At 73.0% G+C, this 14,848-nt stretch carries 13 protein-coding genes; 9 read left to right on the top strand and 4 right to left on the bottom strand.

Going from position 1 to position 14,848, the window contains the following annotated elements; translation table 11 throughout:
* Positions 1–86 precede the first annotated feature (86 nt).
* From pdhA to ACVW07_RS18025, 3 genes are read left to right on the top strand one after another with little or no spacing between them, the layout of a single operon-like run.
* Positions 87–1,235, top strand: a complete 1,149-nt coding sequence (pdhA, locus tag ACVW07_RS18035; RefSeq protein WP_456820582.1) for a pyruvate dehydrogenase (acetyl-transferring) E1 component subunit alpha — start codon at positions 87–89, stop codon at positions 1,233–1,235.
* A complete protein-coding gene (locus ACVW07_RS18030; protein ID WP_456820581.1) occupies positions 1,235–2,242 on the top strand; it encodes an alpha-ketoacid dehydrogenase subunit beta in 1,008 nt (335 codons plus the stop codon). The genes pdhA and ACVW07_RS18030 overlap by 1 nt, the downstream gene beginning before the upstream one ends.
* Positions 2,239–3,705 (top strand): dihydrolipoamide acetyltransferase family protein, encoded by a 1,467-nt coding sequence (locus tag ACVW07_RS18025; protein WP_456820580.1) that lies wholly within the window; start codon positions 2,239–2,241, stop codon positions 3,703–3,705. The genes ACVW07_RS18030 and ACVW07_RS18025 overlap by 4 nt, the downstream gene beginning before the upstream one ends.
* A gap of 14 nt (positions 3,706–3,719) precedes the next feature.
* Here the strand turns inward: ACVW07_RS18025 and ACVW07_RS18020 are convergent, their stop codons facing one another.
* From ACVW07_RS18020 to ACVW07_RS18010, 3 genes are all read right to left on the bottom strand, one after another.
* Positions 3,720–4,898 carry an NAD(P)/FAD-dependent oxidoreductase gene (locus tag ACVW07_RS18020; RefSeq protein ID WP_456820579.1) on the bottom strand — a complete coding sequence of 393 codons (1,179 nt, stop codon included), beginning with the start codon at positions 4,896–4,898 and terminating at the stop codon, positions 3,720–3,722.
* Positions 4,899–4,984: 86 nt separating this feature from the next.
* Positions 4,985–5,947: an RNA polymerase sigma factor SigJ gene (gene sigJ, locus ACVW07_RS18015; RefSeq protein WP_456820578.1), complete on the bottom strand. Its 963-nt coding sequence runs from the start codon at positions 5,945–5,947 to the stop codon at positions 4,985–4,987.
* Between the two features lie 359 nt (positions 5,948–6,306).
* Entirely contained in the window at positions 6,307–6,912 is a 606-nt protein-coding gene (locus ACVW07_RS18010; RefSeq protein WP_456820577.1) for an SACE_7040 family transcriptional regulator, read from the bottom strand.
* 110 nt (positions 6,913–7,022) lie between these two features.
* Here ACVW07_RS18010 and ACVW07_RS18005 point away from each other — a divergent pair, with 110 nt between their 5' ends.
* The 6 genes from ACVW07_RS18005 to ACVW07_RS17980 are packed head-to-tail and all read left to right on the top strand — an operon-like array spanning position 7,023 to position 13,331.
* Positions 7,023–8,630, top strand: a complete 1,608-nt coding sequence (locus tag ACVW07_RS18005; protein WP_456820576.1) for a carboxyl transferase domain-containing protein — start codon at positions 7,023–7,025, stop codon at positions 8,628–8,630.
* A gap of 5 nt (positions 8,631–8,635) precedes the next feature.
* The gene (locus ACVW07_RS18000) at positions 8,636–10,687 is read left to right on the top strand and encodes an acetyl/propionyl/methylcrotonyl-CoA carboxylase subunit alpha (RefSeq protein ID WP_456821117.1); all 2,052 of its coding nucleotides are present in this window, start codon (positions 8,636–8,638) and stop codon (positions 10,685–10,687) included.
* The gene (locus ACVW07_RS17995) at positions 10,684–11,859 is read left to right on the top strand and encodes an acyl-CoA dehydrogenase family protein (protein WP_456820575.1); all 1,176 of its coding nucleotides are present in this window, start codon (positions 10,684–10,686) and stop codon (positions 11,857–11,859) included. Before ACVW07_RS18000 ends, ACVW07_RS17995 begins: the two co-directional genes overlap by 4 nt.
* Entirely contained in the window at positions 11,856–12,332 is a 477-nt protein-coding gene (locus tag ACVW07_RS17990; protein WP_456820574.1) for a MaoC family dehydratase, read from the top strand. The genes ACVW07_RS17995 and ACVW07_RS17990 overlap by 4 nt, the downstream gene beginning before the upstream one ends.
* The gene (locus ACVW07_RS17985; RefSeq protein ID WP_456820573.1) at positions 12,329–13,204 is read left to right on the top strand and encodes an HpcH/HpaI aldolase/citrate lyase family protein; all 876 of its coding nucleotides are present in this window, start codon (positions 12,329–12,331) and stop codon (positions 13,202–13,204) included. The genes ACVW07_RS17990 and ACVW07_RS17985 overlap by 4 nt, the downstream gene beginning before the upstream one ends.
* 1 nt (position 13,205) lies before the next feature.
* Positions 13,206–13,331, top strand: coding sequence for a hypothetical protein (locus ACVW07_RS17980; protein ID WP_456820572.1), 126 nt, complete (start codon positions 13,206–13,208; stop codon positions 13,329–13,331).
* 112 nt (positions 13,332–13,443) lie between these two features.
* On the opposite strand, the gene ACVW07_RS17975 is transcribed toward ACVW07_RS17980, so the two are convergent.
* The gene (locus ACVW07_RS17975; protein WP_456820571.1) at positions 13,444–14,574 is read right to left on the bottom strand and encodes a hypothetical protein; all 1,131 of its coding nucleotides are present in this window, start codon (positions 14,572–14,574) and stop codon (positions 13,444–13,446) included.
* Positions 14,575–14,848: the final 274 nt, after the last annotated feature.

The raw sequence follows: 14,848 nt of genomic DNA, 5'->3' as shown, positions 1-14,848 counted from the left end.
CTGCCGGACTTACATTGGCGGGACATCAGGCAATGGAGCCTCTGCTTCACAAGAGCGACGGGCTCCGCCGACCGACGGAGCGAAACATGTTGCGTTCAGATGTGTCCGACGGGCGCGCCCCACGTGCCCACGCCCAGAGCGACCACCTCCCCGCCCCCGACTGGGGAGCGATGGTCCAGCTGCTCTCCCCCGAGGGCACCCGCCACCCGGACCCCGTCTACGACCCGTGGGTCGAGGACGTCGACGACGACGCCCTCCTCGCGCTCTACGAGGACATGGTCGTGGTGCGCCGCTTCGACGTCGAGGCCGTGGCGCTCCAGCGGCAGGGACAGCTCGGGCTGTGGCCGCCGCTGCTGGGCCAGGAGGCCGCGCAGGTCGGCTCGGCCCGCGCCCTGCGGACCGACGACTTCGTGTTCACCAGCTACCGCGAGAACGGCGTCGCGTACTGCCGCGGTGTCACGCCGACGGACCTGGTCCGGACCTGGCGGGGCACCGCGCTCGCGGGCTGGGCTCCTCGCACGGTCGGCATGGCGACACCGCAGGTGATGATCGGCGCGCAGACGCTGCACGCCACCGGGTACGCGCTCGGCTGCCAGAAGGACGGCGTCGACTCCGTCGCCGTCGCGTACTTCGGCGACGGTGCGACGAGCAAGGGCGACGTGCACGAGGCGATGGTGTTCGCGGCGACCTTCGCCGCGCCGGTCGTGTTCTTCTGCCAGAACAACCAGTGGGCGATCTCCGAGCCGGTCGGTCTGCAGGCCCGGCGCCCGGTCGCGGACCGCGCCCCCGGCTACGGCATCCCGAGCGTCCGGGTCGACGGGAACGACGTGCTGGCCGTGACGGCCGCGACCCGCGTCGCGCTCGACCGGGCACGACGCGGCGAGGGCCCGACGTTCGTCGAGGCCGTGACGTACCGGATGGGCCCGCACACCACGTCCGACGACCCGACCCGCTACGCCGACCCGGAGGTCCGCGCGCAGTGGGCCGCCAAGGATCCGGTGGTCCGCGTCGAGAGACTGCTGCACGCGCACGGGGCGCTCTCCGAGGATCGTGCGCAGGAGGTCAAGGAGCGGGCCGAGGCGTTCGCGACGCAGCTGCGCGACGCCACCTACGGACTTGCCGCCCCGCCGCCGTCGAGCCTGTTCGACCACGTGCTCGTCGAACCGTCGGCCGAGCTGGAGCGGCAGCGCAGCCAGTACTCCGCATACCTCGCGATGTTCGAGGGTGAGGAGTGATGGCCGTCTCCACCATGGCCGCCGCCCTCGGGTCGGGTCTGCGGCACGCCCTCGACGACGATCCGACCGTGGTGCTGCTGGGCGAGGACATCGGCCGCCTCGGCGGCGTCTTCCGGGTGACCGACGGGCTCCAGCGGGACTTCGGTGCCGACCGCGTGATGGACACCCCGCTCGCCGAGGCCGGGATCGTGGGCGTCGCCGTCGGCCTGGCCTACCGGGGCTACCGGCCCGTCGTGGAGATCCAGTTCGACGGCTTCGTCTACCCGGCGCTCGACCAGCTGGTCACGCAGGTCGGGCGGCTGCACTACCGGACCGGCGGGACGGTGCGGATGCCGATCACCATCCGCATCCCGTACGGCGGCGGCATCGGCGCCGTCGAGCACCACTCCGAGTCGCCCGAGGCGTACTTCGCCCACACGCCGGGCCTGCGCGTCGTCACGTGCGCGAGCCCGCAGGACGCCCACACGATGCTCCGTCAGGCGATCGCGTGCGACGACCCGGTCGTGTTCTTCGAGCCGAAGCGGCGGTACTGGGTCAAGGGCGAGGTCGACGAGTCGCTCGACGACGCGCTGGCCCTCGACCGGGCGCGCGTGGTCCTCGAGGGCACCGACGTGACCCTCGTCGCGTACGGGCCGCTCGTCATCACCGCGCGGGACGCGGCACTGGCTGCGGCGGACGAAGGGCTGTCGATCGAGGTCGTCGACCTGCGCTCCCTGTCCCCGCTCGACCTCGACACCGTCGAGGCGTCCGTCCGCAGGACCGGTCGGCTCGTCGTCACCCACGAGGCGCAGCGCAGCGGTGGGCTCGGGGCCGAGATCGCCGCGAGCATCACGGAGCGCTGCTTCCCCGTGCTGCACGCGGCCCCCGTGCGCGTGACCGGCTTCGACACCCCCTACCCGCCCGCCCAGCTCGAGGAGCACTTCCTGCCCGACCTCGACCGCCTCCTCGACGCCGTGGACCAGGTCATGGGCCGCCAGCACTCCCTGACCGGATGGAGTGCGTCATGACCACCGACAAGCAGGTCACGATGCCCGACCTCGGCGAGGGCCTCACCGAGTCCGACCTCGTCGAGTGGACCGTCGCCGTCGGCGACACCGTCACGCTCAACCAGGTGGTCGCGGAGGTCGAGACGGCGAAGGCCCTCGTCCAGCTGCCGTCGCCGTACGCGGGGGTCGTCCAGTCGCTCGCCGTCTCCCCCGGGACCACCGTCGCCGTGGGTGCGCCGATCATGACGATCGCGGTCGAGGAACGGGTCGAGGCCACGGCCGACGAGCCGGCACCGGCGCCCGCCGTCGAAGCGGCACGGTCCGAGGTCGCGTCCCAGGGAGCCTCCGAGGTCGCGGCCGACACCACGGCCGCGCCCGAGCGCACCGCGGTGCTCGTCGGGTACGGCCCGCTCGTCGAGGCGTCGGACCGGCCGCACCGGCGGTCACGGTCCGCGGAGTGGGTCGCGGCGCACGCCGTCGCCGAGCACGAGGCCGGGCTGGCGCTCGCGGGTCACCGCATCGGTCCGAAGGTGCTGCCGCCGGTCCGCAAGCTCGCGCACGACCTCGGCGTCGACCTCAACCGGGTCGAGGGCACCGGGCACGACGGCACCATCACGCGGGATGACGTGCTGCACGTCGTGTCGAGCTCGGCACCCGCACCCGGTGCTCACCGGCCGGCGGAGGCACCGGCGGCTCCGCGGCGCAGGCTCGGGATCACGCCGCCCGTGCACCAGCCGGACTCGGCGGCTCCGACGTCGACCGCGGTACGGCCGACGGCTCCGCTCGACGAGGTCCACATCCGCGTCGCGGGCGTCCGCAGGCAGACGGCCGCAGCGATGGTGGCGAGCGCGTTCACCGCCCCGCACGCCTCGACGTCCCTGACGGTCGACGTCACACCGACGCTGGAGCTCATGGAGGCCTTCCGGGCCGACCCAGCCCTGACCGGCCACCGCATCACGCTCCTCACGATGGTCGCGAAGGCACTGACGATCGCCGTCGCCCACAACCCGTCCCTCAACGCCCGCTGGGACGAGGCCGCCGGCGAGATCGTCCAGCTCGGCTTCGTCAACCTCGGCATCGCGGCGGCGACCCCGCGAGGGCTGCTCGTGCCGACCATCAGGGACGCGGGCCACCTCCGCCTCGCCGACCTGGCCGACGCTCTCACCGCTCTGACGGAGACGGCCCGCACCGGCACCACGAGCCAGGCCGACCTCTCCGGCGGCACGATCACGATCACCAACATCGGCGTGCTCGGCGTCGACACCGGCACCCCGATCCTCGTGCCGGGCCAGGCGGCGATCGTGGCGACGGGCGCGGTCCGTCGTCGCCCGTGGGAGTACCGCGACGAGATCGCGCTGCGGCACGTGATGACGCTCAGCGTGTCGTTCGACCACCGCGTGGTCGACGGCGCCGAGGCCGCGCACTTCCTCACGGACCTCGGCGCGATCCTGGCGAACCCCGGGTCGGTGCTGCGGATGGTCTAGGGGCCCGAACCACGTCAGCGATGCGCAGGCGCCGGCTCCGTCGCCAGGTCGGCGCGCGCGCGCCGGCGCCGCACCGGGTACGGCAGGGGGTGGGCCACCATCCACGCCGCTCCGGCGCAGACGAGCTCTTTGTACCGCGCGGCCAGCCGACCGCCGGGTGCGAACGACCGGGAACGGTCGTCGCTGGTGACCAGCTGGATGAGGCCGTCACGCCGCCCCAGGCTGATGCACTGGTGCACGTAGCCGAGCGGCGATTGCGGGAGCCGGGCACCGGTCAGCCGGGCGCTGATCGAGTCGGCGGCCTGCCACGACATCGGCATCCCCGACGCGCAAGACATCCGCAGCGTGTTGCCGGCCGGCCCGTGGGCGAGCGCCGCGTCCCCCACGGCGTAGACGTCCAGGTGCGAGACGGACCGCATGGTCTCGTCGACGAGGATCCGCCCGCGGTCGTCGACCTGGAGCGACGTCGCCGCCGCGATGGGGTGGGTGGTGAACCCGGCGGCCCACACGGTCACGTCGGCCGGGAGATCGGTCCCGGAGTCTGTGCGTACCCCGGCGCCGTTCACGCCGACGACGGTGGTGTGCTCGTGGACCGTGATGCCGAGGCGGTCGAACGTGCCGCCCAGGTGTCGCCGGCCCGACGACGACAGCCAGTCGCCGAGGGCCCCGCGCACGGCGATCACGGCCTCGAGGTGCGGGAACGACTCGGCGATCTCGGTCACCGCCTCGATCCCGGTCAGGCCGCCGCCGACGACGACCACACGACCGCCGGGCGCGAGCGCACCCAACCGGTCGCGCAGGCGGAGGGCTCCAGGGCGGCTTGCGATCTCGTCCGCATGCTCGCGCACGCCGGGCACACCGTGGTCGTCGTGGGCGCTGCCGAGGGCGTAGACGAGCGTGTCGAACGGCACCTCGTCGCCGCCCACGAGCGCGACGGTCCTGCCGTCGACGTCGACCGAGGCCACCCGCGCCACGCGGACCATGACACCGGTCCCGGCGAACATGTCGTCGAGCGGGCGCGGCCGCAGGTCGTGCCCGGTCGCCAGCTGATGCATCCGGACCCGCTCGACGAAGTCTGGCTCGGCGTTGACCAGGGTGATCTCGACGTCGTCGGGGTGCAGGCGACGTGCCAGACGTCCGGCGGCGGAGGCCCCGGCGTACCCGGCTCCGAGGATGACGATGCGGTGCTTCATGGCTCGCTCCTGTCGTGGATCGGTGGTGCCTCCTGAACCGGACGGCTCCCGGATCCCTGACAGTCCCGCGGTGTGACCTCGGTCACTCACCAACCGGCGAGCAGCGGCTCCCCGTGATCCGAGGCTGCCCACCGGTCCGTAGCGCGGCCGAGCTTGTCGGGGTTGACCTGCGAGCGGACGGCGACGATCCCCTCGTCGGTCACCTCCAGGCTCATGACGCCGACGAGCCGGTCGCCGACCACCGCCAGCAGGGCCGGGCTGCCGTTGGCGGTCCCGGCGTAGAAGTCGGGGCTGCCGCCGATGAGCGCCCGCTTGGCGTCGGCGGGGCGGAACAGGCCGCGCAGGAACTGGGCGACCGCCGCGGCACCGAAGAACGGCTTGCCGCGCGCGGGGACGTGGCCACCGCCGTCACCCACGCCCATCGCGTCGGCGGTGAGCAGCCGCAGCAGCGGCTCCGTCCGTCCGCTCGTCGCGGCCGCCAGGAACTCCTGGACGACCTCCCGGGCGGCCCGGTGGTCCACCTCCGTGCGAGCCCTCGGCGTGGCAAGGTGCTCCTTGGCGCGGTGGAGGACCTGCTGGCTGCCCGCCTCGGTGAGGTCCAGCAGCTCGGCGATCTCGGCGTGCGAGTACGAGAACGCCTCCCGCAGCACGTAGACCGCCCGCTCGGTCGGGGTGAGCCGCTCCATCAGCACCAGGACGGCCGTCGAGACCGACTCGCGCTGCTCCGCGGTGTCCTCGGGCCCCAGCATCGGGTCGCCCGCGAGCAGCGGCTCGGGGAGCCACTCGCCGACGTAGACCTCCCGGCGCGCCCGCGCCGACTGCAGCTGGGTCAGGCAGAGGTTGGTCAGCGCCCGGGTCAGCCACGCGGCCGGCACCCGGACCTGCTCGCGGTGCGCGCCCTGCCACCGCAGGTAGGTCTCCTGGACGGCGTCCTCGGCCTCGGACGCGGAGCCCAACAACCGGTAGGCGATGGCCCCGAGACGCGGCCGGAGCTGCTCGAAGACGTCGACGTCGACGTCGACGGACCTGTCCGGGTCGGGCGCGCTCACGCCACCGACCCTACGACGCAGGCAGTCGCGGACCAGGGCGCGGCGGACGGCAGTCGCAGACCTCCTGCTGCGGGACCGCGAGGTCCACGAGGAACGCATCGACGGCGGTGTGCGCGCAGTCGGACGTGTAGTACGACGTGTGGCCGTCGCTCTCGCGGTCAGCACGCGGCTGCCCTCGATCTGCGCGGCCCGGCTGTGGGCCCGCTCGTAGGGCAGCCGGGAGACAGGCGCGACGAGATGGTCTGGGATGAGTCGGCCCGAGTTCGACCGCGCAGTCCTGGTCGACGTTCCTCGCGCAGCGCGGGCACGGTCAAGGTCTCGGCCGCCCGCCGTGCCGTGATCACGCGACGGCGACGGGCCTAGCGGCCGAGGGCGGCGAGCGCCATCTCCTCCAGCACGCCCCGGGTCCGGGCGGCGGACAGCGAGCGACCGCTGTGCGGTGTGGAGTTGAGCAGCCCGAACGTCGCCTGGGCGCGCAGCCGGAGCTCGGCGCGCTCGCTCGCCGGGCTGAGCCGGGCGAGCACGTCGACCCACACCTCGACGTAACGGCGCTGCAGGTCGCGGACGGCCTGCCCGTCGGGCTCGGAGAGGGCCGCGAGGTCGCGGTCCTGCACGCGGATGACGTCGGGCTCGGCGAGGGCGAAGTCGACGTGGAACCGCACGAGCGAGGCGAGGGCCTCGGCGTCGTCGGGCGCCGCCTGGACCACGGCCGCACCCCCCACGAGCAGCCGCTCGCTGACCCCGACCAGGAGCGCCCCGAGCACGGCCTGCTTGCTCGGGAAGTGCCGGTACACCGCGGGCCCACTGACCCCGGCGGAGGCCCCGAGGTCCTCGATCGACACCCCGTCGAACCCGTGCCGGGCGAACAGCCGGGCGGCGGCCGACAGCAGCGTGGCGCGCCGCTCGGCCTTGGCGCGCAACCGGGCCGTGGGCGGCTCGACGGCCGCGACGGACTGGTCGGTCATCTGCTCCCTGCTCACCCGTGGACAACGACGTGATCGCAGACTAGCGTCATTTCAGTTAGCGATCATTAACTCAGTGGTCGTCGCACCCGGCCGCACCGGAGCCAGCGTCGATGGAGACCCTCTGCACCGCCGCCGACCCGACCGCGCCCGCGTTCGTCGCGTACGAGACCGCCCAGCGCACGCTCGTCGCGGACCTGCGCGACCGTCTCCGCACGGCAGCCCTGGGCGGCCCCGAGAGGTCCCGACAACGACACGTCGCCCGCGGCAAGCTGCTGCCCCGCGAGCGCATCGACGCCCTGCTCGACGACGGCAGCCCGTTCCTCGAGGTCGCCCCGCTGGCCGCGCACGAGCTCTACGGCGGCGAGGCCCCCGGCGCCGGTGTCATCGCGGGCATCGGCCTGGTCCACGGCCGGCACGTCATGGTGCTGTCCAACGACGCGACCGTGAAGGGCGGCACGTACTACCCGCTCACGGTGAAGAAGCACCTGCGGGCGCAGGAGATCGCGCTCGAGAACCGCCTGCCGTGCGTCTACCTCGTGGACTCCGGCGGCGCCTTCCTGCCGATGCAGGACGAGGTGTTCCCGGACCGCGACCACTTCGGCCGGATCTTCTTCCACCAGGCCCGGATGTCGGCGGAGGGGATCCCGCAGGTCGCGTGCGTCATGGGGTCGTGCACCGCGGGCGGCGCGTACGTGCCGGCGATGAGCGACGAGACCGTGATCGTGCACGGCCAGGGGACGATCTTCCTGGGCGGCCCGCCCCTGGTGAAGGCCGCGACGGGCGAGGTCGTCACCGCCGAGGACCTGGGCGGCGGCGAGCTGCACTCACGCACGTCGGGGGTCACCGACCACCTCGCGGAGAACGACGCGCACGCGCTGCAGATCGTCCGGGACATCGTCGCGACCCTGCCGGCGCCGCGGACCTCTGCGTGGGAGGTCGTCGAGAGCCGCCCGCCGAAGGTCGACGAGGCCCAGCTGTACGGCGTCGTCCCGACCGACCTCCAGACAGCCTACGACGTGCGCGAGGTGATCGCGCGCCTCGTCGACGGCAGCGAGCTGCACGAGTTCAAGCGCGAGTACGGTCAGACGCTCGTCACCGGGTTCGGCCGCCTGCACGGGCACCCCGTCGGGATCGTCGCGAACAACGGCGTGCTGTTCAGCGAGTCCGCGCTCAAGGGCGCCCACTTCGTCGAGCTCTGCGACCAGCGCGGCATCCCCCTCGTGTTCCTGCAGAACATCTCCGGGTTCATGGTCGGCCGCGAGTACGAGGCGGGCGGCATCGCGAAGCACGGCGCCAAGATGGTCACGGCCGTCGCGACGACCCGGGTGCCGAAGCTGACCGTGGTGGTCGGCGGCTCGTTCGGCGCCGGGAACTACTCGATGTGCGGGCGCGCGTACTCGCCGCGGTTCCTGTGGATGTGGCCCAACAGCCGGATCTCCGTGATGGGTGGGCCACAGGCGTCGTCCGTGCTCGCCACCATCCGCCGCGAGCAGCTCGAGGGCCGCGGCGAGACGTGGTCGGACGACGACGAGGAGGCGTTCAAGGCCCCCCTGCGCGCGCAGTACGAGACGCAGGGCAACCCGTACTACTCGACGGCACGCCTCTGGGACGACGGGATCATCGACCCGCTCGACACCCGCCGGGTGCTCGGGATGGCCCTGGACGTGTGCGCCACCGTCCCGCTCGGCGAACCGCGCCTCGGTCTGTTCCGGATGTGACGACGATGTTCGGGACCGTGCTCGTGGCCAACCGCGGCGAGATCGCCTGCCGGGTGATCCGGACGCTGCGCCGGATGGGCATCCGGTCGGTCGCCGTCTACAGCGACGCCGACGGGGACGCGCTGCACGTGACGCTCGCCGACGTGGCGGTCCGGATCGGGCCCGCGGAGCCCCGCGCGAGCTACCTGTCGGTGGACGCCGTGGTCGACGCGGCGCGCGCCACCGGCGCGGACGCGCTCCATCCCGGGTACGGCTTCCTGTCCGAGAACCCCGACCTCGCCAAGGCCTGCGAGGCGGCGGGGATCGTGTTCGTCGGTCCGGGGATCGAGGCGCTCGTCGTCATGGGCGACAAGATCCGCGCGAAGAAGCACGTGTCGGCCGCCGGCGTGCCGGTGATCCCCGGCGTCGCCCTGCCCGGGCTCGCGGAGCCCGAGGTCGTCGCGGCCGCCGCCGCCGTCGGCTACCCGGTGCTCGTGAAGCCGTCCGCCGGTGGCGGGGGCAAGGGCATGACGGTCGTCGCCGGTCCCGCGGACCTCGCCGAGGCGCTGGTCGCGTCGCGTCGGGTGGCCGGAGCGGCGTTCGGCGACGACGCCCTGCTCATCGAGCGCCATGTCACGGCCCCGCGCCACATCGAGGTGCAGCTGCTCGCCGACTCCCACGGGTCGGTCGTCCACCTCGGCGAGCGCGAGTGCTCGCTGCAGCGACGGCACCAGAAGGTCGTCGAGGAGGCGCCGTCGCCGCTGCTCGACGACGCGACGCGCGCCCGCATCGGCCAGGCGGCCTGCGACGTCGCCCGCAGCGTCGGGTACGTCGGTGCGGGGACGGTGGAGTTCCTGGTCTCCGACGACGCACCGACGGAGTTCTTCTTCATGGAGATGAACACCCGGCTCCAGGTCGAGCACCCCGTCACCGAGCTCGTCACCGGTCTGGACCTCGTGGAGTGGCAGCTCAGGATCGCCGCCGGGGCGCCCCTCGGCCTGCGACAGGAGGACGTCCGCCTGACCGGCCACGCCGTCGAGGCCCGCGTCTACGCCGAGGACCCGTCGCGCGACTTCCTGCCCACCACGGGAACCGTCCTGGTCCTCGACGAGCCGAGCGGTGACGGCGTCCGCGTCGACTCCTCGCTGCGTCGCGGGCTGGAGATCGGCACGGCGTACGACCCGATGCTGTCGAAGGTCGCCGCCTGGGCGCCGACCCGTGCCGAGGCACTCTCCCGGCTGGACGGCGCGCTGGCCCGGACCACCGTGCTCGGCGTCCGCACCAACATCGCCTTCCTCCGCTCGGTGCTCGCGGCACCCGACGTGCGCGCCGGCCGCCTCGACACCGGGCTGCTCGCACGCCTGACCACGGGGGCCACCGCCACGCCTGCCGTCGACCACGTCCCCCTCGTCGCGGCCGTGCTGTGGCGGCACGAGTCGCTCTGCGTCGAGGGCCACCGTTCGTCGCCCACGTCCCCGTGGCACCCGGACGGCTGGCGGCTCGGCGACGCGCGACCGGTGCGCTACGAGGTCGCCTCAGGGGCGCAGGCAGGGACGGGATCGGGCACGGGCACGCTCGTCGAGGTCGCCGTCACCGGTCCGGCGTCGGCCGCGAGCGTCACCGTCGGCACCGACGATCCCGTCCGCGCGACGCTCACGCGGCGCGGGCCGGACGCCGCGTCGCTCGAGCTCGGCGGCGTCATGCACTCCCTGCGCCTGGCGACCGTCGGCCCGGTGACCTGGGTCGGCACCGGCGGCTCGTCCACCGAGCTCCGATTCCGCAGCCGCGTCGAACGCCTCGCGGCCCAGCTGTCCGTCCTGGTCCGCGGGGACCTCCCCGCGGACCCGGTGGTCCGCTCCCCCATGCCCGGCATCGTCGTCTCCGTCGACGTGGAGTCCGGCGACACCGTCGCCGCCGGCCAGACCCTCCTCACGATCGAGGCGATGAAGATGGAGCACCGGGTCGTCGCCCCTGGCGACGGCATCGTCACCCTCACGGTCCGACCGACCGACCGGGTGGCTCTCGACCACGTGGTGGCCACCATCTCCGGCCACCCCCACGAAGGGACCCCGGCATGAGCTACGACCTCACCCCCGAGCAGCAGAAGCTCCGCGACGAGGTGCGCGACTTCGCCGACACCGTCGTCGCGCCCGCGGCGTACGAGTACGACACCAAGCGGGAGCTGCCGTACGAGATCCTCGCGCAGATGGGCGAGCTGGGACTGTTCGGCCTGCCGTTCCCACGGTCGTTCGGGGGTCAGGGCCGCGACTACGTCGACCTCTGCCTGGCCGTCGAGCAGCTCGCGCGCGTCGACCAGTCCATCGCCGTGACGCTCGAGGCCGGGGTCGGGCTCGGGGCGATGCCCGTCTGGCGGTCCGGCACCCCCGAGCAGAAGGAGGAGTGGATCCCCATGCTCGCGCAGGGCCGGGCGCTCGCGGCATTCGGTCTGACGGAGGCGGACGCGGGCTCGGACGCCGCCGGGACGCGCACCACGGCCGTGCTGGACGGTGACGAGTGGGTCATCAACGGGACCAAGCAGTTCATCACCAACTCCGGCTCGGCGATCACCCGACTGGTGACGATCACGGCGGTCACCGGACAGACCGTGCGCGCCGACGGGTCCGTGAAGAAGGAGCTGACCGCGATCCTGGTCCCCTCCGGCACGCCCGGGTTCACGGTGCTGCCCGCCTACGACAAGGTCGGCTGGCACACGTCCGACACGCACCCCCTCGCGTTCTCCGACGTCCGCGTACCGGCCGCCAACCTGCTCGGCGAGCGCGGGCGGGGCTTCGCGCAGTTCATCCAGACGCTCGACGAGGGCCGCGTCGCCTTCGCCGCCCTCTGCACGGGCGCCGCCCAGGGCTGCCTCGAGGAGGCGATGAGGTACGCGCACAGCCGCAACGTGTTCGGCCACCCCATCGGCGACAACCAGCACATCGCGTTCACCCTCGCCCGCATGGAGGCCCGGGTGCACTCCGCCCGCCTGGCCTGGCTGGACGCCGCGCACCGGCTCGTCGCCGGCCTGCCGTTCAAGCTCGAGGCCAGCCTCGCCAAGCTCATCGGCAGCGAGGCGGCCGTCGCCAACGCGCACGACGCGACGCAGATCTTCGGCGGGTACGGCGTCCTGAACGAGAACCCGGTGGCCCGGCACTACCGCGACTCCAAGATCCTGGAGATCGGAGAGGGGACCACGGAGGTCCAGCTCATGGTCATCGCGCGCGAGCTCGGGTTCGCCGGGGCCTCCCGATGACGTCGGACGTCGAGCAGCGAGGGCTCTTCTACGAGGAGCTCGCCCTGGACGCGCGGTACGTGCACCGCCCGGGTCGGACCTTGACCGAGGCGGACAACGTGCTGTTCTCGACGCTCACGATGAACCCGCAGGCTCTGCACCTGGACGCCGCGTGGGCCGCGTCACAGCCCTTCGGGCAGCGGCTGGTGAACTCGTTGCTGACGCTCTCCGTGCTGGTGGGCTCGTCGGTCGCGCAGCTCACGCAGGGGACGATCGTCGCGAACCTCGGCTTCACCGACGTGCGGTTCCCGCACCCGTTGTTCCACGGGGACACCCTGACGTGCTCCACGGTCGTGACGTCGAAGCGGCTGTCCTCCTCGCGGCCCGGGCAGGGTGTCGTCACCCTCGCGCACACCGGGGAGAACCAGGAGGGTGTCGTGGTCGCGGTCGCCACCCGGTCGGTGCTGTGGTGGTGCCAGGACGCGGCACGATGAACACGCTCACCCTCGGGCCGGCGCTGCTCTTCTGCCCGGCCGACCGGCCGGACCGCTACGAGAAGGCCGCGGCCCGCGCCGACGGCGTGATCCTCGACCTCGAGGACGCGGTCGGGCCCGCCGCCAAGGCCGAGGCCCGGACGTCGCTGACGTCCGTCCTGCTGGACCCGGCGACGACGATCGTCCGAGTCAACCCTGTCGGCTCCCCCGAGTTCTCCGCCGACCTCGCCGCGCTGCGCGACACCCCTTACCGGACCGTCATGCTCGCCAAGTCCGCCGCCGCCGCGGACCTGCGCGCCCTGGCCGAGTACGACGTCATCGCCCTCGTCGAGACCGCCACCGGTGTGCTGAACGCCGCCTCGCTCGCCGCGTCCCCTCATGTCGTCGGCCTCATGTGGGGTGCGGAGGACCTCGTCGCGTCACTGGGTGGCACGTCCAGCCGCAGGCCGGACGGCCGCTACCGGCTGGTCGCCGAGCACGCCCGCTCGACCGTCCTGGTGGCGGCCGGTGCCCACGGCAAGGCCGCCATCGACGCGGTCCACGTCGACCTCGCCGACGTCGACGGGCTCGCCGCCGAGGCGGCCGACGCGGCGGCCAGCGGCTTCATGGCGACAGCCTGCCTCCACCCGTCCCAGGTGGACGTGATCCGCGATGCCTACCGGCCGCAGGACGCGGAGCTCGACTGGGCCCGGTCGGTGCTGCGGGCGGCGGAGTCGCAGCACGGCGTCTTCCGATGGCAGGACCGGATGGTCGACGGCCCTGTCCTCCGGCACGCGGAGCAGGTGCTGCACCGGGCCCGCCGAGCGACCGAGCGGTCGAACACGGGCCTTACGTCCCTCGATCCGGCCCGGACGCCGCGGGACGATCGATGACATGAACGCACCGTGGTGGCGCCTCGCCCCGACCCAGAAGTACGTCCCGACCAGCACCCGCCCCGACACGCTCCGGACGTCCCCTGACGAGCTCGAGACGGACCTGCTCCCGCCGTTCATGGACTGACCGGAGCGTGACCGGCCCACCGGCCGGCAGACGACCCGGTGGGCGACGTCGCTGAGTGCCGCGGCTCCCCTCGAGCTCCCGGCGGATCGGCGCCCAGAACGGGTGCAGCGCTCTAGGAGGACGACGCGTCCCGCTGCGGAACGCGTCTGATGGACAGCGGTGAACGGCTGGCATCTCGTCGTGGCCGCATGCCGGCCCCGGGCCCGCCAGGATGGCGGTACACGATGTCGGCGGCGTCGCCGCGGGCCGGATCGCTGCCGGCGACGCTGCGCCACGCGGCGTTCGCGGATCGCTCGGCGGCCGCCGTGGACGGCGCGCCGAGCCGCAGCTCCTCGTACAGCCGGAACCTGTTCAGGTCGGTGAGCGCAACCAGACCTTTGCCGTACTCGGCTGCGACCGTGACCGCGCCGCGATAGCTCAGCCAGGCGGCGCCGTACGGGACCAGCGCAAGCCCGAGCCACACGCCGTGAGGCAGCATGGCGACCACCGTGACCGCCGTCGCCATCAGTCCGACGGCGCTGATGCGAACCGCCAGGTCCAGGCTCGACCGTTGGTCGTTGATGTAGCTCACGTGCTCCGGCCGCGCCACCATGACCAGCGCCGCCGACTGGTCGAGGAGCGGCAGCCCGTATCCCGCCCCAGCGGCCGACTCATACCGTCGCAGGGTGTTGCCGAGCCGGGTGGGCATGATGTCGGCGACCTCGATCGGATAGCCCGCCCGCAGGGTCTGGCCCGTCTCGATGGCGATGCGGCTCCGGAGCGCCCGCTGCGCCCGCTCCGCCCCGTGCGCAAGCCCCTCAGCGTTGAGGATCTCCTCCATCACCTCGTTCTCGTCGTCACCGCCGAGCCCGACGGAGAGCCCGAGGTCACCGCCCGCGAACTGGAGCTCCTCGGCTCGGTTCAGCAGGCGGGCGTGCGCGAGCGACCGTCGGAGCCGAAGGGCCCTGGCCGTGCGTGACGGACCCCAGTAGCCCTCCATGAGCTGCACGATCGTGAACTGGAGCGGGTGCAGCGCGGCCGCGAGGGCGAGCGACGTCGCGACCAGGCCCAGGGCACCGACCACGCCGAGCTGCGCCACGGCCTGCGGGACGTTCCCCGGGTCGGGAGACGTGCTCCAGGCACCGGTCGCGCCGAGGAGGAAGACCCAGGTGACGAGCAGCACGGAGGGGAAGACGGAGACGATCCCGAAGTAGCGGCCGACCGATGTCGACGTGCCGAGGGTCGCGTCGGAGAATCCAGCCATCGACATGGTGGCTATTCCGGCTTTCGCTGGGCTTGTTGTTCCGCCCGGTCCGCGTCTGCGTCAGTGAAACGGTGCGAGTTCTTGCACCGGTACTTCCCATGGCGCACCGGAATGGCCCAGGTCCCGTCCGTGGGGCACGGCCGACCCTTTTCATACCGGTTTCCAGGTGGGCTCGCGCCCGGTCCAACCGTCATGGCGACCCCCGATGGGCGCAGATCTTGCCGTGAACCCGATGGTAGGGGCACGGTGTGGCGGCGTCGACAGCAGCGGCGCG

The sequence above is a fragment of the Cellulomonas sp. URHB0016 genome (assembly GCF_054057935.1).
The sequence above is the reverse complement of the archived record's forward strand: the minus strand, read 5'-3'. Positions and strand labels throughout refer to the sequence as shown.

Bases quoted from the DNA above. Each gene is read 5' to 3' on its own strand.
- pdhA (WP_456820582.1), top strand. From the start codon at position 87: ATGTTGCGTTCAGATGTGTCCGACGGGCGCGCCCCACGTGCCCACGCC.
- ACVW07_RS18030 (WP_456820581.1), top strand. From the start codon at position 1,235: ATGGCCGTCTCCACCATGGCCGCCGCCCTCGGGTCGGGTCTGCGGCAC.
- ACVW07_RS18025 (WP_456820580.1), top strand. From the start codon at position 2,239: ATGACCACCGACAAGCAGGTCACGATGCCCGACCTCGGCGAGGGCCTC.
- ACVW07_RS18020 (WP_456820579.1), bottom strand. From the start codon at position 4,898: ATGAAGCACCGCATCGTCATCCTCGGAGCCGGGTACGCCGGGGCCTCC.
- ACVW07_RS18010 (WP_456820577.1), bottom strand. From the start codon at position 6,912: ATGACCGACCAGTCCGTCGCGGCCGTCGAGCCGCCCACGGCCCGGTTG.
- ACVW07_RS18005 (WP_456820576.1), top strand. From the start codon at position 7,023: ATGGAGACCCTCTGCACCGCCGCCGACCCGACCGCGCCCGCGTTCGTC.
- ACVW07_RS18000 (WP_456821117.1), top strand. From the start codon at position 8,636: ATGTTCGGGACCGTGCTCGTGGCCAACCGCGGCGAGATCGCCTGCCGG.
- ACVW07_RS17995 (WP_456820575.1), top strand. From the start codon at position 10,684: ATGAGCTACGACCTCACCCCCGAGCAGCAGAAGCTCCGCGACGAGGTG.
- ACVW07_RS17990 (WP_456820574.1), top strand. From the start codon at position 11,856: ATGACGTCGGACGTCGAGCAGCGAGGGCTCTTCTACGAGGAGCTCGCC.
- ACVW07_RS17985 (WP_456820573.1), top strand. From the start codon at position 12,329: ATGAACACGCTCACCCTCGGGCCGGCGCTGCTCTTCTGCCCGGCCGAC.
- ACVW07_RS17980 (WP_456820572.1), top strand. From the start codon at position 13,206: ATGAACGCACCGTGGTGGCGCCTCGCCCCGACCCAGAAGTACGTCCCG.
- ACVW07_RS17975 (WP_456820571.1), bottom strand. From the start codon at position 14,574: ATGGCTGGATTCTCCGACGCGACCCTCGGCACGTCGACATCGGTCGGC.